15 protein-coding genes and 1 riboswitch are annotated in these 16,355 nt (G+C 64.7%); of the genes, 5 read left to right on the forward strand and 10 right to left on the reverse strand.

Features of this window, described 5'->3' with window-relative positions; all coding sequences use genetic code 11:
• Positions 1-96: 96 nt before the first annotated feature.
• A complete protein-coding gene (locus tag U1E20_RS15000; protein WP_409981427.1) occupies positions 97-1,128 on the reverse strand; it encodes a hypothetical protein in 1,032 nt (343 codons plus the stop codon).
• A gap of 171 nt (positions 1,129-1,299) precedes the next feature.
• Positions 1,300-2,118, reverse strand: a complete 819-nt coding sequence (locus U1E20_RS15005; RefSeq protein WP_409981428.1) for an alpha/beta hydrolase — start codon at positions 2,116-2,118, stop codon at positions 1,300-1,302.
• Positions 2,119-2,485: 367 nt separating this feature from the next.
• Here U1E20_RS15005 and U1E20_RS15010 point away from each other — a divergent pair, with 367 nt between their 5' ends.
• From U1E20_RS15010 to U1E20_RS15020, 3 genes are all read left to right on the forward strand, one after another.
• Positions 2,486-3,709, forward strand: a complete 1,224-nt coding sequence (locus U1E20_RS15010) for a glycosyltransferase family 4 protein (RefSeq protein WP_409981429.1) — start codon at positions 2,486-2,488, stop codon at positions 3,707-3,709.
• A gap of 176 nt (positions 3,710-3,885) precedes the next feature.
• Complete coding sequence (locus U1E20_RS15015) at positions 3,886-4,383, forward strand: DUF2147 domain-containing protein (protein ID WP_409981430.1); 498 nt, start codon at positions 3,886-3,888, stop codon at positions 4,381-4,383.
• Between the two features lie 182 nt (positions 4,384-4,565).
• On the forward strand, positions 4,566-6,422 hold the full coding sequence (locus U1E20_RS15020) for a cation:proton antiporter (RefSeq protein WP_409981431.1): 1,857 nt from the start codon (positions 4,566-4,568) through the stop codon (positions 6,420-6,422).
• A 4-nt stretch (positions 6,423-6,426) separates the two neighbouring features.
• Here U1E20_RS15020 and U1E20_RS15025 read toward each other — a convergent pair whose 3' ends face one another.
• Entirely contained in the window at positions 6,427-7,809 is a 1,383-nt protein-coding gene (locus U1E20_RS15025; RefSeq protein WP_409981432.1) for an SLC13 family permease, read from the reverse strand.
• Between the two features lie 162 nt (positions 7,810-7,971).
• Here U1E20_RS15025 and U1E20_RS15030 point away from each other — a divergent pair, with 162 nt between their 5' ends.
• The gene (locus tag U1E20_RS15030; protein ID WP_409981433.1) at positions 7,972-8,616 is read left to right on the forward strand and encodes a helix-turn-helix transcriptional regulator; all 645 of its coding nucleotides are present in this window, start codon (positions 7,972-7,974) and stop codon (positions 8,614-8,616) included.
• 124 nt (positions 8,617-8,740) lie between these two features.
• The gene (locus tag U1E20_RS15035) at positions 8,741-9,823 is read left to right on the forward strand and encodes a cytochrome-c peroxidase (protein ID WP_409981434.1); all 1,083 of its coding nucleotides are present in this window, start codon (positions 8,741-8,743) and stop codon (positions 9,821-9,823) included.
• Between the two features lie 4 nt (positions 9,824-9,827).
• On the opposite strand, the gene gcvPB is transcribed toward U1E20_RS15035, so the two are convergent.
• The 7 genes from gcvPB to U1E20_RS15070 form a co-directional block, all read right to left on the reverse strand.
• Positions 9,828-11,369, reverse strand: a complete 1,542-nt coding sequence (gene gcvPB, locus U1E20_RS15040; protein WP_409981435.1) for an aminomethyl-transferring glycine dehydrogenase subunit GcvPB — start codon at positions 11,367-11,369, stop codon at positions 9,828-9,830.
• Positions 11,369-12,709, reverse strand: a complete 1,341-nt coding sequence (gcvPA, locus tag U1E20_RS15045; protein ID WP_409981436.1) for an aminomethyl-transferring glycine dehydrogenase subunit GcvPA — start codon at positions 12,707-12,709, stop codon at positions 11,369-11,371. The genes gcvPB and gcvPA overlap by 1 nt, the downstream gene beginning before the upstream one ends.
• 18 nt (positions 12,710-12,727) lie before the next feature.
• Complete coding sequence (gene gcvH / locus U1E20_RS15050) at positions 12,728-13,102, reverse strand: glycine cleavage system protein GcvH (RefSeq protein ID WP_409981437.1); 375 nt, start codon at positions 13,100-13,102, stop codon at positions 12,728-12,730.
• Entirely contained in the window at positions 13,099-14,247 is a 1,149-nt protein-coding gene (gcvT, locus tag U1E20_RS15055) for a glycine cleavage system aminomethyltransferase GcvT (RefSeq protein ID WP_409981438.1), read from the reverse strand. The genes gcvH and gcvT overlap by 4 nt, the downstream gene beginning before the upstream one ends.
• A gap of 158 nt (positions 14,248-14,405) precedes the next feature.
• Positions 14,406-14,495, reverse strand: a riboswitch (glycine riboswitch).
• 96 nt (positions 14,496-14,591) lie between these two features.
• Positions 14,592-14,924 (reverse strand): heat shock protein HspQ, encoded by a 333-nt coding sequence (gene hspQ, locus U1E20_RS15060; RefSeq protein WP_409981439.1) that lies wholly within the window; start codon positions 14,922-14,924, stop codon positions 14,592-14,594.
• 88 nt (positions 14,925-15,012) lie between these two features.
• Positions 15,013-16,056: an HpcH/HpaI aldolase/citrate lyase family protein gene (locus tag U1E20_RS15065; RefSeq protein ID WP_409981440.1), complete on the reverse strand. Its 1,044-nt coding sequence runs from the start codon at positions 16,054-16,056 to the stop codon at positions 15,013-15,015.
• A gap of 89 nt (positions 16,057-16,145) precedes the next feature.
• On the reverse strand, positions 16,146-16,355 hold a 210-nt coding region (locus U1E20_RS15070; protein WP_409981441.1), incomplete at its 5' end, for a divalent metal cation transporter.

Genomic DNA, 16,355 nt, shown 5'->3' on the forward strand with positions numbered 1-16,355 from the left:
CATCGTGGAACGCGGCGAGCCGATTTTGAAACTCACCAATTCTGAGAATCAGCGCGATATCCCATCACTCTTCCGAGATTTTGTGCGCCTGCGGCGTCAGGCTCCGAAAAACGAGCACGGCATATCAGGCCCTAGAAACGTAAGGGGATTGTCCGGCCCTAAAACATACTCCGGCCAAACGCTGGCTATCTCTTTAGCCGTGCCGCCGCCATGGCTCCCAACGGCGGATTCGGCCTCCTCAAAGAACCCTTCAATGACTGTTTTGACGCAATCAGCTCCTAGGATCGCCGGAATAGTAACGCGGAACGAATGCGCTAAATTGCCCAACGCGATATGCACTACATGCTTGTGAAGGCGGGACGTGCTCTGCAAAAGTCGGCGATAGTTTAGTTCGCGGGATTGCCGCGCGTGAATTTCAATGTCGTACAAAAAACCTTCCTGCCCTTCAATCGGCACTGACCACGTAGCCCAAGGGCGGCGAATAACCTCAATGGTCATTCCAATGCGTGCGGCTGGATCGGCAATTCCAATTCGCGCCCATTTTCCATCTTCAAATCGGCTCCAAGGAAATTGGTCAAGGTGCAAAAAGTGGGAAGTTACAGAGTCATCGGACTGTGGAAGCACAGGAGTTGGATCATTATACGACGTACAGAAGCGCCAAATTCCGTTATCTATGTCTCGGAGCAGCTGGTGCACTCGCGCTAAGTCGTCGTCATGGCCTGCGCGAAAATGCGCGACGCGGTGACGAATTTGGCTGACTTCTTCGATCTTCGCATCCCATATACTCTGCGGTGGCAAAAATGGTTCGAACAGACGCCATTGCCCCGATATTCCCTTACAGAGTTGCCCAAATTGGACATAGCTAAGCGGGCTTTCCTCGCGCGTGGGCATGTGCGTGAGGCGTTTATCTGCTTCCTTGGGGTGCTGGGCTTTCTCGACCTTTGGGACAAGATGCGTCCAATCGTCCCCTTTAAGCGCACGAAATTCAACATAGACCATCTGGCGCAGCCACGTCTCAAGCTGCCAAATGCGTGCGTAGGTGCGGAGAAGATTCGTTGGCAGGTCGGGAACGCCAAAATCAGAATTTTCGGATATCTTCGGCGGGTTATCGGGTGAAAAATCAGTCACGTTACTGACCTCCCAATCGTCTGCGAGCTGGTGTTGTAGCTGCGGCCAAATTTGGCAAGCGTTCCCTCGCCTTTGTCGCGTCGTCTGAGTGTCGAGTGTGTTGAGTAGGTCGCGCGTCAAGCGGGCAAGCCTGTCCAGGTGCGACACAAGCAACACAACACGTCGCCCCCCTCAATCGAACCGCGTCGGCGGCGGCTCGCCTGGAGGCGGCGCGCTCATCATCTCGACCGCGGCCGCGAGTTGGGCGAGATCTTCGGGACGGGACAGCCGGTGGTCGCCGTCGGCGATGAAGGTCAGCGTCGCCGGGTCGGCGTCAAGATGTTCGACGATCGTCAGCGCGTGCCGCCAGGGCACGGTCTCGTCGCGCATCCCCTGCAGAATATGCACGCGGGCGTAAGCGCGGATGAGGCCGCCGAGCATCAGATGGTTGCGCCCCTCTTCGATCAGCCGCCGCGTGACCGGCCCGTGATCCGGCTCCTTCGCCGGCAGCACGCCCTTCTCCATGAGCTCGCGGCGGGTCGCTTCGTCGAAACGCTCCCACATCAGCGCCTCGGTGAAATCGACCGCAGGGGCGAGAAGAATGAGCCCGGCGAGCCGTGCGCTCTCGCCTTTTTCGGCGAGTCGCCGCGCCAGAAGCAGCGCGATCCAGCCGCCCATCGAACTGCCCAGAACGATCTGCGGCCCCTGCGTCGAGCGCTCGAAGACGGCGACGCTCTGCTCCAGCCAGTCGCCGATCGAGCCGTCCTCGAAACGCCCTTCCGAGCGGCCGTGGCCGGAATAGTCGAAGCGCAGATAGGCGCGCCCGCGCGCGCGCGCCCAGTCGTCGAGAAAGCTTGCCTTGGTCCCGTCCATATCGGAGGCGAAACCGCCAAGCCAGACGAGGCCGGGGGCGTTCGCGCCGTCCGCCGTCGCGGGGCGCAGACGCCTCGCGATGCGCCAGGCGCCGCCGGCGGGATTTTGAATGTCGATGAAGTCGAGATCGTCCGGCAAACGCGTCCCGTCAAAGTCTATCGCGAGGTGGCGAAACGATCGAATCGTTCGAACGCGCGCCCCCTCTCCCCGCTTGCGGGGAGAGGGTTGGGGCGAGGGGCCGGGCGTATTTTCAGCACGGCCGATGAAGTCCACGGATTCGCTGGCGTCATCCGCATCCGGCGCTAAGCTCCCGAGCCCCTCACCCTGCCCTCTCCCCGTAAACGGGGAGAGGCGGAAACGCGCCATGATTGGCGCTTCTATTTCCGCATGTCGAGTAAGGAGCCGTCATCATTGAAAATAGCGGTTGCGCTCATAGTTGGTAAAGAAATTCGCAACAGAATGCGAGGGCCGGACGATTCTGTCCGGGGCCCCCATTAGCCAAGCGATGTCGCCACAGCTCGCCCCGATCGTCTCCGCCGAGCAGCGACTGGCCGGTCGCACGATCCTGCAGATCGTGCCGGACCTCCAGTCGGGCGGGGCGGAGCGCGCCACGGTGGACGTCGCCGAGGCGCTCTGCCGGGTCGGCGCGCGCTGCCTCGTCGCCTCGCGCGGCGGCCGCCTGGTCAGCGAGTTGCAATCGAAGGGCGGCGTCTGGGCGCCGTTTCCGGCGGCGACCAAGAACCCCTTCGCGATGGCGCTGAATTCCGTGCAGCTGGCGCGGATCATCCGCGACGAGGGCGTCGACATCGTCCATGCGCGCTCGCGCGCCCCCGCCTGGGTGGCCTATTACGCCGCCCGCCAGACCGGCGCGAAACTGGTGACCACCTATCACAGCGCCTATCGCGGAACCTCGCCGATCAAGCTGCGCTACAACGCGATCATGGCGGCCGGCGACGCGGTGATCGCGATTTCGGATTATGCCGCGCAGCGCATCCGGCAATTGCATCCCGAATGCGCCGAGCGCGTCGTCGTCGTGCCGCGGGGGGCGGATCTGCGCGCCTTTTCGCCCGCCGCCGTCGACCAGCGCCGCGTCGAGCGGCTGCGCGCCGAATGGGGCGTGGCGCCCTATGACCGCGTCGTCCTGCTGCCTTCAAGGCTGTCGGCGCGCAAGGGCCATGCGGTGCTGATCGACGCGGCCAAGCGTCTCATCAAGGAAGGCTTCGCCGATCTGCGCGTCGTCTTCGTCGGCGACCCGCACAGCGAGTCCTTTCGCAAGAACATCGAGATGCAGATCGAGCGCGCCGGGCTGCGCGGAATCGTCCGCAACGCCGGCTATTGCGAGGACATGCCCGCCGCCTATCTCGCCGCCGCGGTCATCGTCGCCCCGGCGACCGAGCCCGAGGCCTTCGGGCGGATCGCCGTCGAGGCGCAGGCGATGGGCGCGCCGGCGATCATCTCCGACATCGGCGCCGCGCCGGAAATCATTCTGGCGCCGCCGCAGACCCCGCGCCAATTCGCCACCGGCTGGCGGACCCCGCCCGGCGATCCGGCCGCCTTGGCCGACGCCATCGCCGAGGCGCTGACCATGAAGGCCTCGGCGCGCGACGAACTGGCGCTGCGGGCGCGCCGCAACGTGTTGGAGCGCTTCTCGGTGGAGGAAATGCAGCGCGCGACGCTCGCGGTCTATGAGCGGCTGCTCGGCCTCTCGCCGCCCGATCAGCCGAATTGACGTCATCCTTCCGGGTCCGAGGATTCGACAATCAGCGTCGCGGGCCTCTAACATCGCCGCCATTGAGACAGCGGAGCGATCGAATGATACGAATTCGGTTTGATCTGCTCGGCTGTCATTCCCGACGCGCGCAACGCGCGCGATTGGGAATCCAGAGCAAAACCAGCTTTCTTGGAGTGGCCCTGGATTCCCGGTCAGGCCTTCGGCCTGCCGGGAATGACACGCCTCGAGCGAACGGTTCAGCCGAAATTCGTATAAAGACTCATCGCGTCTTCGATCTTTCCTGGCGGAAAGGCTTCGCCGCCGCCCTTCTGGCGCTCGCGGTTGCGCCCGCCGCTCAGGCCGGCGGCGAGCCCTATGGCGTCTGGCTGCGTCCAGAAGGCGGCCAGCAATTCAGCTTCTACGACTGCGGCGGCCTGCTCTGCGCCAAGCTGATTTCGGTCCGAAACGCCGAGGAGCAGCACGCGATCGGCACGGTGATCCTGCGCGGCGCGTCAAGAAACGGCCCGAAGGAATGGCGCGGCAAGCTCTACAATACCAAGGACGGCAATGTTTACGACGGGATCATCACCGTAAAGTCCGCCAATGAGCTGACGCTCAAAGGCTGCCTCTGGGGCGTGATCTGCAAGGGCGAGACCTGGCGGCGGACGGGCGGCGCCAAAGCGCAGGATTAACCGACCGCCGAATCAGATAGAGTTTGTGCCGTCAATCGGATTGATTTTGCGAGCAGCGCCAGGGTTGCGCCTGTGGGCGATGTCCCCAACGCCCCCGGCGGCGCGACTCTTGCTGTCCTATCGCCCAATCGCCGCGTGATCGATTTATCTTCCACGCGGACACACGCGGGCGACGAGGCGGCATGAGCGGCACATTCCATCTTGAAACCTATCGCGAGGCGCTGGTCTTTCTCGCCACGGCGGGCGTCGTCGTCCCGCTGTTTCATCGCATCAAGATATCGCCGGTGCTCGGCTTTCTCTTCGCCGGCGCGGCGCTGGGGCCGTTCGGCCTCGGCCGTTTCGCGCCGGACATAGAATGGGCGCGCTATTTCACCATCGCCAATGGCGAGGGCCTTTCCGTTCTCGCCGAATTCGGCCTCGTCTTCCTGCTGTTCATGATCGGCCTGGAGCTCTCCTGGGAGCGTCTGGCGCGCATGCGGCGGCTCGTCTTCGGCCTGGGGCTGGCGCAGGTGGTGATCTGCGCCGGCGTGCTCGCGGCGGTGGGCTATTATTATTTTCGCGTCCAGCTCGGGCCGGCGCTGCTGATGGGCCTGGCCCTCGCCATGTCGTCGACGGCGGTGGTGCTGCCGGTGCTCGCCGAGGCGCGGCGGTTGAACAAGACCTCGGGGCGCGTCGCCTTCTCGGTGCTGTTGCTGCAGGACCTCGCGGTGGCGCCGGCGCTGTTTCTTGTCTCGGCGCTCGCCGAGGCCAAGAACGGCGGCTTCACCGCCGAACAGGCGGCCTGGGCGTTCGGACGCGCCGTCATCGCCATGGGCGCGCTGATCTTCATCGGACGGCTGCTGCTGCGCCCGCTGTTTCGCATGGTCGCGGCGGTGCAGCTGACCGAACTCTTCATGGCCGCCTGTCTGCTGGTCGTCATCGGCGAGGCGGCGCTTTCCGCGGCGGCCGGATTCTCGATGGGGCTCGGCGCCTTCATCGCCGGCCTGCTGCTCGCCGAGACCGAGTTCCGGCGCGAGGTCGAGGTGACGATCGAACCGTTCAAGGGCCTGCTGCTCGGCCTCTTCTTCGTGTCGGTCGGCGCCGGGCTCGACATTGGCGCGGTCGCCGCCGACCCCTTGCCGATCTTCATTTACGCGGCGGGGCTGATCGCGGTGAAGGGCGCGATCATCTTCGCTCTGGCGCGATTCTTTGGCGTCGACTGGCGGCCCGCCGTGGAGGCGGCGCTGCTGCTCGCGCCCGGCGGCGAATTCGCCTTCGCGCTGCTCACGTCGGCGATGGCGGTCGGCGTGCTGCCCGGCCACAATGGCGCCGACGCGATGATCGTCGTCACGATCAGCATTTTCGCCATTCCCTGGCTGGGGCGCCTCGGCGCGGCGCTCTCGCCGCCGGCGACGGAAGCCGAGGACGAAGCGCTTTACGCCGATCTTACGCCCTCGGCCGAAATCGCCGAGAATCGCGTCGTCATCGTCGGCTTCGGCAGGATCGGCGGTCTCGTCGGCGACATGCTGAAGCGCCACGACATTCCCTTCGTCGCGATCGAAAGCCTCGTTTCGATCGTCACCGAGGCGCGCGAGGACGGCGTCGAAATCTATTGGGGCAACGCCACAAGGCGCGAATTTCTGATGCGCTGCGGCTTGGAGCAGGCGCGCGCGCTCGTCGTGACGATCGAAAACGCCCATGCGACCGGCGAGATCGTCCGTCTCGCGCATGAGATACGCGGCGATCTGACGATCGTCGCCCGGGCCCGCGACGCGGGTCACGCCACCGAACTCTATAAGCTCGGCGCGAGCGACGCCATTCCCGAAACCATCGAAGCGAGCCTGCAGCTCGCCGAAACCGTGCTCGTCGATATCGGCGTGCCGATGGGCTATGTCATCGCCTCGATCCACGAGAAGCGCGACGAGTTCCGCAAACTGCTGCAGCCGACCAACGAAAAGGCGCGCGTCCGGCAGGCGGAGCGCAACACCAAGATCAGACGCGAACACGCGCGCCGCCGCATTTCGGGGCGCGCCGCGGAGGAGAGTGGGGAGGAGGCGTAGTCGGTTACAACCTCCACAGCCCGAGCGCGATCGTCGCGAGCGTCAGCGGAGCGCCGACCTTGAAATAGGTCCAGAAGCCTATTCTCACGCCGAGCGACCTTGCGCGTTCGACGACGATGAGATTGGCGATCGAGCCGACGAGGGTGAAATTGCCGGCGAGCGTCGAGGCCATGGCGACGATCAGCCAGGCGCGCTTGGGATCGCTCAGCTGCGCGACGAAGGGCTTCAGCGCCAGAACCGCCGGGACATTGCTGACGATATTGGACAGAACGGCGGAAAGCAGCGCGAGAGTCGTCGCCTGATCGAGACGCAGCCGGTCGAATCCCGCCGCCTCGCCCGGCGTCAGCACTGCCTTGTCGAAGGCGCCGACGACGACGAAAAGTCCCGCGAACATCAGCAGCAGCGGCCAGTCGATCTCATTGTAGATTTTCTTCGAGCCGATGCGTCTCGTGAGCAGCAGCAACCCGCCGGCGACGATCGCGACTTTCGCCGGCGGCGCCCCGGCGAAAAAGCAGGCGATCATCGCCGCCGTGACCAGCAGCGCCTTTGAGGCGATCGCCGCATGATAGGGCCGCGGCGCCGGCGCGATCGGCGCGAGTTTTTCGCGCGAGAGGAGTTCGCGGGGAAAGGCGAGCGCCACCAGAACGATCGTCAGCGCGACGCCGCCAAGCGCGATCGGCCACAGCGCCTCGGCGAATTCGCCATAGGTGAGCCGGGAGGCGCCGGCGATGATCATATTTTGCGGATTGCCGGTGATCGTCGCGACGCTGCCGACGTTCGACGCGAGCGGAATGGCGAGCACATAGGGCGTCGGATCGCGCTTCAAGCGCTGCGTCAGATCGATGACGAGCGGCGGCATGACGAGACAGATCGCGTCATTGACCAGGAAGGCCGAGAAGAAGCCGGTCGCGGTTGCGACCGCGACGAGCAGAAAGATCGGGCGCCGAGCGGCGTCCGCCAGCCAATCGGCGGCGCGGCGGAAGAATCCGGAAAGGCGCAGATTGGCGACGACGATCATCATGCCGAGCAGCAAAGTGATGGCGTCGAAATCGATGGCGCGATAGGCTTCGTCGAGGCTCAAGGCGCCGACGCCGATCATCAGGCTCGCGCCGAGCAACGCCCCGCCGGCGCGGTCGAGCCGGTAATAGGGCAGCTTGCCGATCGCCAGCACGAGATAGGTCGCCGCGAAGATCGCCGTGACCGCCGCCGTCTGCGGCGCCGGCGTCGGCAGGCGATGGAGAAACGACAAAAATTCGCCGACGCCGAGAACGGCGGCGGCGATGAGCGCCGCGCCCCCCGCGACGATGATGGTCGCGAGAATCCCGAGCCAGAAGCGGCGGCAGGCGTGGCGCGCGCGCTTCGACGCGGGCTCGGTCGATGGGGACATGAAGCTCGGCGGTTGGAGCGGCAGGAAAGATTTCGCGGGAAGAGGAGGTTATGGCGCTCGGCCCGGCCCGCGCCAGCCCAGCGCGGCGATTTCCTATTGTGCGGCATGGTTAATAGATATATTCCTATCTGATAGGAAATTCTTCCGATTCGCGGCCGGCCAATGTCCGATATCCTCACCCATGCCCAGATCTGGGCGGCGATCGACGCGCTCGGCGAGCGATATGGGCTGACGCCCTCGGGCCTCGCCCGCAAGGCCGGCCTCGATCCGACGACCTTCAACCGCTCCAAGCGCGAGACGCCGAGCGGGCGCCAGCGCTGGCCGTCGACCGAATCGATCGCCAAGGTGCTGGCGGCGACCGGGGCCGGGCTCGACGAATTCATGACGCTGGTGACCGCGAACAGCGCCGCCGGTCGCCTGCGCCACACACGGCCGCTGATCGGCCTGGCGCAGGCCGGCGTCGGCGGCTTTTTCGACGACGCGGGCTTCGCCACCGGCGCCGGATGGGACGAGATCGACGTGCTCGCCGGGGCCGACGAACGTTCCTATGCGCTGGAAATATCCGGCGACTCGATGGCGCCGCTCTATCGCGACGGCGATGTGGTGATCGTCTCGCCCGCGGCGCCGGTGCGGCGCGGCGACCGGGTGGTGGTGAAAACCACCTCGGGCGAGATCATGGCCAAGGAGCTGAAGCGCGAGACGGCGCGCACCATCGAATTGCGCTCGGTCAATCCCGCTTTTCCCGACCGGACGATTCCCCGCGACGAGATCAACTGGATGGCCCGCATCCTCTGGGCGAGCCAGTGACATGTGACGCTTCGCCGCCCTTCGCCGCCGCCGGCCGCCTCTCGCCGACGCGCGCCCGGCGCTGATATAGCTGTGTTATAAGGCTCAACCTTTCACGAAAAGCTCCATCCAGGTGACCGCCGCCATGCGTCTTTCCTTGATCGCCTCTTTTGTCGCGCTCCTTTTCGGCGGACTGGCGCTCGCCGACGTGCCCTTAAGGGATCGCGCGAAGGAATTATTCGAGCCGATTCCTTCGAGCCCGCCGGCGATTTCCGGTGAGACGGCGACGCCGCAAAAACTCGCGCTCGGCAAAATGCTCTATTTCGAGCCGCGGCTCTCCGAATCCCGCGACGTGAGCTGCGCCGATTGTCACAATCTCAGCATGGGAGGCGTCGACGGCGGCAAGCTCTCGGGCGGCCACAACGCCCAGCTCGCCGGCCGCGAAGTGCTCACCGTGCTGAATGCGATTTTCAACAAGTCGCAATATTGGGACGGACGCGCCGCCAATCTTGCCGACCAGGTGGTCAATTCGGTGATGGCCAATCCCAAGGCGATGCTGAAGACGCGCGGCGGCCCGATGCCGATCAATCCGACCGAACACGCGGCGGCGAAACAGCATGCGGTCGAGCAGTTCAAGGCGATCCCCGGCTATGTCGCGGCCTTCCAACAGGCCTTTCCCGAATCGAGCGATCCCGTCGCCTATGACAATATCGGCCGCGCCATCGCGCTCTTCGAGGCCACGCTGATCACGCCCGACGCGCCCTTCGACCGCTGGCTCAAGGGCGACGACGCGGCTCTGTCCGACGCGCAGAAGGAGGGGTTGAAGCTGTTCATCGATAAGGGCTGCGCGACCTGCCACAATGGCGTCAATGTCGGCGGCGGCATGTATGCGCGTTTCGGCGTGGTCAAACCGCCGGCGCCGGAATATCTGCCGGCCGACGACTGGGGCCGTTTCGCGGTCACCAAGGCGATCGCCGACAAATACGCCTTCAAGGTTCCTTCGCTGCGCAATGTCGAACTGACCGCGCCCTATTTCCACACCGGCGCGACCTTCGACTTAAAGAAGGCGGTCGCGGTGATGGGCGAGAGCCAACTCGGCGCCCAACTCAGCGCCGACGAGACCGACAAGATTGTCGCGTTCCTCGATTCGCTGACCGGGCGCCAGCCGGAAGTGGTCCTGCCGATCCTGCCGCCGCGGACGGCGCCGCCGCTCGCCCAGGCGCAGTGACCGGTTAAGCCGCGGCGCTCGGCGCCCAGCGCAGCACCGGCTTTCTCGCGGCGAGCGTTTCGTCGACGCGACGGCGCGGCGCGAGCCGCGGGGCCTGGGTGAAGCGCGTCAGATCTCCGGCCTTGGCGCCTTGCGCCAGATCGCGCAGCGTCGCGATGAAGAGATCGAGCGAGGCTTTCGATTCAGATTCCGTCGGCTCGATCAGCATGGCGCCATGCGCGACCAGCGGGAAATAGATCGTCATCGGGTGGTAGCCTTCGTCGATCATCGCCTTGGCGAAATCGAGCGTCGTCACGCCGGTTCCACGCAGCCAGGCGTCGTCGAACAGAACTTCATGCATGCAGATGCGATCGCCGAAGGGTTGAGTCATCACATCGCGCAGCGACGCGCGCACGTAATTCGCGGACAGCACGGCGTCCTTCGAGGCCTGCGCCAGCCCGTCGGCGCCATGCGCCAACATATAGGCGAGCGCGCGAACGAACATGCCCATCTGGCCATGGAAGGCGGTGAGACGGCCGAAGCTCTGCGTCCCTTCCGCGTCTTCGACAAGCTCCAGCGCGTCGCCCTTGCGGCGAATGAAGGGGACGGGCGCGAAAGGCGCGAGACGTTCCGACAGAACCACCGGCCCGGCGCCCGGCCCGCCGCCGCCATGCGGCGTCGAGAAGGTCTTGTGCAGATTGATATGCATGGCGTCGACGCCGAAGTCGCCGGGACGCGCGACGCCGGCGATCGCGTTGAAATTCGCGCCGTCGCAATAGAAATAGCCGCCAGCCGCATGGACCGCCTCGGCGATCTCGACGATCTCGCGTTCGAACAACCCGCAGGTGTTGGGGTTGGTCAGCATGATCGCGGCGACGTCGGGACCGAGCGCCTCCCGCACGGCCTCGGCGCGCACCGTTCCATCGGGCGCCGCCGGAACGACGCGCACCGAAAAGCCGAGCAGCGCCGCCGTCGCCGGATTGGTGCCATGCGCCGATTGCGGAATGAGCACGACATTGCGCGTCGCGCCTTCGCCCTTGGCGGCGATGGCGGATTTGATCGCCATCATGCCGCAGAGTTCGCCATGCGCGCCGGCCTTCGGCGACAGCGCCACGGCCTGCATATTGGTCAGCGTCATCAGCCAGTCGGCGAGAGTCTGCATCAGCGCCAGCGCGCCCTGCGCGGTCGATTGCGGCTGCAGCGGATGAAGATCGGCGAAGCCCTCATAGCGCGCGATCTTCTCATTGCTGCGCGGATTATGCTTCATCGTGCAGGAGCCGAGCGGATAGAGACCGGCGTCGATCGAATAATTCTTGCGCGACAGGCGCACGTAATGGCGCATCGTCTCGGGTTCGGTGAGTCCCGGCAGACCGATCGGCGTCTTGCGCTCGAGCGCGCCGAGGCGTGTCGCGACCGGCGCCGGCGCGTCGATATCGACGCCGGTCGCGTCGAGGCGGCCGATGTCGAAAAGCAGCGGCTCTTCCTGATCGAGCCCGCGATTGCCGGTGAAGGTTTCGGGAGTTCTGTCGTCGTCGAGCGGTTCGACAATCGCAGGTCTGTCGAGCATCAGAGCGACTCCTTCAGCGCCGCGACGAAGGCGTCGCGATCTTCATTCGTATTGACTTCAGTGCTGGCGACGATGAGGAGGTCGTCGAGGCCGGCGTTCGGCAAGAGCCGCGAGACGGGAACGCCGGCGAGGACTCCCCGCGCCGCCATGTTCTCGACGCGCGCGGCGGCGTCGCCTTCGACGCGCAGCGTGAACTCGTTGAAGAAGCTTTCGTTGAGAACCTCGACCTTCGGAATGCCGCTTAACATCTCCGCCAGCAATACCGCGTTGGCGTGATTGACCCGCGCGAGCCGCACGAGCCCTGCTTCGCCGAGCAAGGTCAAATGAATGTTGAAGGCGAGCGCGCAGAGGCCAGAGTTGGTGCAGATGTTGGAGGTCGCCTTGTCGCGTCTAATGTGCTGTTCGCGCGTCGACAGCGTCAGCACATATGAACGCCTGCCGTCGGCGTCGACGCTTTCGCCAGCGAGCCGGCCGGGCATCTGGCGCAAAAATTCATGCCGCGTGGCGAAGAGGCCGACATAAGGGCCGCCGAAATTGAGCGCATTGCCGATCGACTGGCCTTCGCCGACGACAATGTCGGCGCCCATCTCGCCCGGCGATTTCAAGAGGCCGAGCGACACGGCTTCGGTGAAGACGGCGACGAGCAGCGCGCCATGCTTATGGCAGGCTTCCGCGATTTCGGTAAGATCGCGCAGATTGCCGAAGACATCGGGCGTCTGCACGACGACGCAAGAGAAAGTATCGTCAATGCGCGCGACGATATCCTCGACGGCGCGAATGTCGGGCGCCATCGTCTCGACCTCATCTTCGGCAAGGCGCGAGATGGTGCGCACGACGTCGGCGTAATGAGGATGCAGGCCGCCGGAGAGAAGCGCCTTGCGCCGCTTGGTCAGGCGATGCGCCATCAGCACGGCCTCGGCGGTCGCGGTGGAGCCGTCATACATCGAGGCGTTGGCGACTTCCATGCCCGTTAACAGAGCGACCTGGGTCTGAAATTCATAGAGATATTGCAGCGTGCCCTGAGAGATTTCGGGCTGATAGGGCGTGTAGCTGGTCAGGAATTCCGAGCGTTGAATGAGATGATCGACGCTTGCCGGAATGTGGTGCTTATAGGCGCCGGCGCCGACGAAGAAAGGCGCGCGCGACGCGGGAAGATTGCGCGCGGCGAGGCGCGAGAAGAAGCGCTCAACGTCGAGCTCCGACTTGCCATTGGGCAGAGGGAGCGGCGTTTTCAGCAGAGTCTGAGGCGGCGCATCGGCGTAAAGCGCGTCGATCGAGGAAACGCCGATCGTCGCGAGCATCGCGCGTCGATCGGCCTCGGACAACGGATGATAGCGCATCGCTAATTTTCCTTGCGCTCAAAGCGTCTTCAGAAAGCTCGAATAGGCGGGCTCATCCATCAGCGACGCGCATTCGCCGGGATCGCTGATCCGCAGCTTGACCAGCCAGCCGCGGCCGAGCGGATCGTCATTGACGAGCGCCGGGGTTTCGCCGAGCTGCGGATTAACTTCCACGACTTCGCCGCTGACCGGCGAATAGACTTCGCTCGCCGCCTTCACGCTTTCGATGACGGCGATCTCCTTACCCTTCGCGACCATTTTGCCGACTTCGGGCAATTCGATGAAGACAATGTCGCCAAGTTGCGCCTGCGCGTAATCCGATATGCCGAGCGTCGCGACATCGCCGTCGAGCGCGAGATATTCATGGTCCTTGGAGTAGCGGAGATCGCTCATCTCGCGTCCTTTCCAGCCGGCGGTTTGAAATAGCGATGCGGAACGAAAGGCAGCGCCGCCACATCGACTTCGATGCGCCTGTCGCGCAGCGTCGCCGACAGCGTCTCACCGACATGCGCGTATTTGATGGCGACATAGCCCATGGCGATCGGGCGCTGCAGCGTCGGCGAAAACCCGCCGGACGTGACATGTCCGACGACATTCTCGGATGCGTAAAGCGCCGCGCCCTCGCGCAGCGGCGCCTTCGAGCGCGGAAGCAGCCCGACGCGCGAGCGCGCCGGACCCTGCTCTAATCCTTGCCGAATGCGCGTTTCGCCGGGGAATCCGCCCTCCGCGCGCCGCCGTTTGCCGATCGACCAGCCGAGACCCGCTTCGACCGGGCCGATCGTTTCGTCGAGATCATGACCGTAGAGCGGCAGGCCGGCCTCCAGGCGCAGAGCGTCGCGCGCGCCGAGACCCGCCGGCGCAACCTCTTCATGCGCGAGCAGAAGATGCGCGAGGTCCTCGGCGTGTTCGGCGCGCACCGACAGTTCGAATCCGTCTTCGCCAGTATAGCCGCTGCGCGACACGAAGAGCGGCGCGCCGCCAAAATCGAAGGCGCGCCAGCCCATGAAAGCAAGGTCCTCGGCGCCGGGGAGGAGTGCGCCGAGGACCACGGCCGCGCGCGGCCCCTGAAGGGCGAGCAGCGCGCGGTCTAAGGGATTGAAGTCGAAACGCGACAACGCGTCGCCAATGAGCGCGAAGTCATGCTGCTTGCGCGCGGCGTTGACGACGAGCAGCAGCCGCTCCTCGACGCCGGGCAGCCGCGTGATCATGAGATCGTCGAAAATGCCGCCATTCTCGTTGAGGAGCTGCGTGTAGCGCGTGCGCTCCGGCGCGAGCGAAATCAAATCCGCCGGCGTCAAACTTTCGAGCGCCCGCGCCGCGCCGGCGCCGCCGAGGATCGCCTGGCCCATGTGCGAAACGTCGAAAAGGCTTGCGGCGCGCCTCGTATGCAGCGTTTCCGCGACGATGCCGGCTTCGTATTGCAGCGGCATGTCATAGCCGGCGAAGGGCGCCATGCGCGCGCCAAGCCGCCGATGCAACGCATCGAGCGGAAGTTTGACCAGCGCTGGCGCAGGGGTCGCGACGTCGATCTCGGTCACCGTCAACTCCGACAGAACATGGTTCGCGCGGCAAAGCTCTTAACTTTGCAACGCGCCCCCTCTGTCCGGTGACCTGAGAGATTTCCCTGCGCCGAAGCGGCAGGTTACGCCCGTCGGTGGGCGAAACGCTTATCGCGCCTCGCCGCTTTCCAGAGTTATGCTTCGTCGCGGTCCTTTAGCCTGAGCGTTTCCGGGGCGGTTTCGCCTTCGGCGCCGGCGCAAGCGCCGGTCTCTCCCGCGAAGAAGTTTGACCTCGCTCCAAGATGTGGGCGATTCGCGCAATCGTCAATCCTGCCGACTGCGTCTTTTTTTTGCAGTGCGCTAGGCCATTGGATCAGAACGATTCAATGGCGCTTGGGCGCCCGCATGCGATAGACGCCGTCGTCATCGCGCTCGAAGGTTTCGTCGACCTGCGGGTGACGGACTGGCCGGTTGCTGTCGTCGGGCAGCAAATTCTGCTCCGACACATAGGCGACATATTCGGTTTCGGCGTTTTCGGCGAAGAGATGATAGAAGGGCTGGTCTTTGCGCGGGCGCAGTTCTTCGGGAATCGACAGCCACCATTCCTCGGTATTGGCGAAGACCGGATCGACGTCATAGATCACGCCGCGAAACGGATAGCGGCGATGCTTGACCACTTGGCCGATGGCGAATTTGGCGACGTTCTCGCGCGGCATTCGAAAGCGCCCTTAACACGCTGTTTACTTGTCTTTTACTAACGCAGGCGGCGCACGCTCGTCAATTGCGTCGCGCCGCCGGCGGCGCTTACAGTCCGTAAATTCTGGCGAAGTCGGCGTCTTTGGCGGCGACCTGTCTGGCGAGGTCGACGACGACCTTGCACTGTTTCCAGGTGGCGTCGTCCTGCATGCGTCCGTCGATCATCACCGCGCCGGTGCCGTCCGGCATCGCTTCGAGCACGCGCTTGGCGAAAGCAACTTCCTGCGGATCCGGCGAGAAGACCTTTTTGGCGATGGCGATCTGCGAGGGATGCAGCGACCAGGCGCCGGCGCAGCCCAATAAAAACGCGTTGCGGAACTGCGCCTCGCAGGCCGGCGCGTCGGAGAAATCGCCGAACGGGCCATAGAAGGCCTTGATGCCGGCGGAAGCACAGGCGTCGACCATCTTGGCGATGGTGTAATGCCAGAGGTCCTGCTGATAGGAGGCGCGCAGCCCCTGCCCCGGCTCGGCGTCGGCGATCACCTTATAGTCGGGATGGCCGCCGCCAACGCGCGTCGTCTTCATCGCGCGGGAGGCGGCGAGATCGGCCGGCCCCAGCGAAATGCCATGCATGCGCGGCGACGCCGAAGCGATGGCGTCGACATTCTTGACGCCCTCCGCCGTCTCCAGAATCGCGTGAATGAGAATCGGCTTTTTCACGCCATGGCGCGCTTCGAGTTGCGCCAGAAGCTGGTCGAGATAGGCGATGTCCCACGTACCTTCGACCTTGGGCAGCATGACGACGTCGAGTTTATTCCCGACCGCGCCGACGATTTCGATCATGTCGTCGAGCGCCCAGGGGCTGTTCAGCGCATTCATCCGCGTCCACAGGCCGGTCGAGCCGAAGTCGGTCGCTTTCGCCATTTCGATGAAGCCGGCGCGGGCGGCCTCCTTGGCGTCGGCCGGGATCGCATCTTCGAGATTACCGAGCACCACGTCGACCTGTTTGACGAGTTCGGGAACCTTGGCGCGGAACTTTTCGAGATGCGGCGGCACGAAATGAATCATCCGCTCGACTTTTACGGGCGGCTCCCGCAGCGGGGCGGGGGCGCCGATGGCGAGCGGACGGTAGAATTGATTGGGCAGTTTCATTTCGATCGCAACTCCGGCGAAAAGCTGCGTCGAGCTAAACCAGAGTTGGCGGAATGGCAATGGCGCGGTCGGTCGCGGGCGCGGGGCGCTCAGCCGGCCACCGCATCCCACAGCAGCTTCATATTGAGCGCGATGATCGCCGTCGCGATGACCGCCGCTACGATGGTGGTCCGCCTCGGCGCGACGAGTTCGCCCATGACGCTGCGCTGCGCGGTGAAGGCGACGAGCGGGACAACGGCGAAGGGCAAAGTCACGCTCAGCGCCACTTGGCTCAGCACGAGCAGTTGCGCGGTCGCCGA

The organism is Methylocystis sp. (assembly GCF_046349115.1).
Classification (GTDB): domain Bacteria; phylum Pseudomonadota; class Alphaproteobacteria; order Rhizobiales; family Beijerinckiaceae; genus Methylocystis.

Coding starts and splice junctions, on each gene's coding strand:
- U1E20_RS15010 (WP_409981429.1), top strand. CDS start 2,486: ATGTCGCCACAGCTCGCCCCGATCGTCTCCGCCGAGCAGCGACTGGCC.
- U1E20_RS15020 (WP_409981431.1), top strand. CDS start 4,566: ATGAGCGGCACATTCCATCTTGAAACCTATCGCGAGGCGCTGGTCTTT.
- U1E20_RS15025 (WP_409981432.1), bottom strand. CDS start 7,809: ATGTCCCCATCGACCGAGCCCGCGTCGAAGCGCGCGCGCCACGCCTGC.
- U1E20_RS15030 (WP_409981433.1), top strand. CDS start 7,972: ATGTCCGATATCCTCACCCATGCCCAGATCTGGGCGGCGATCGACGCG.
- U1E20_RS15035 (WP_409981434.1), top strand. CDS start 8,741: ATGCGTCTTTCCTTGATCGCCTCTTTTGTCGCGCTCCTTTTCGGCGGA.
- gcvPB (WP_409981435.1), bottom strand. CDS start 11,369: ATGCTCGACAGACCTGCGATTGTCGAACCGCTCGACGACGACAGAACT.
- gcvPA (WP_409981436.1), bottom strand. CDS start 12,709: ATGCGCTATCATCCGTTGTCCGAGGCCGATCGACGCGCGATGCTCGCG.
- gcvH (WP_409981437.1), bottom strand. CDS start 13,102: ATGAGCGATCTCCGCTACTCCAAGGACCATGAATATCTCGCGCTCGAC.
- hspQ (WP_409981439.1), bottom strand. CDS start 14,924: ATGCCGCGCGAGAACGTCGCCAAATTCGCCATCGGCCAAGTGGTCAAG.
- U1E20_RS15065 (WP_409981440.1), bottom strand. CDS start 16,056: ATGAAACTGCCCAATCAATTCTACCGTCCGCTCGCCATCGGCGCCCCC.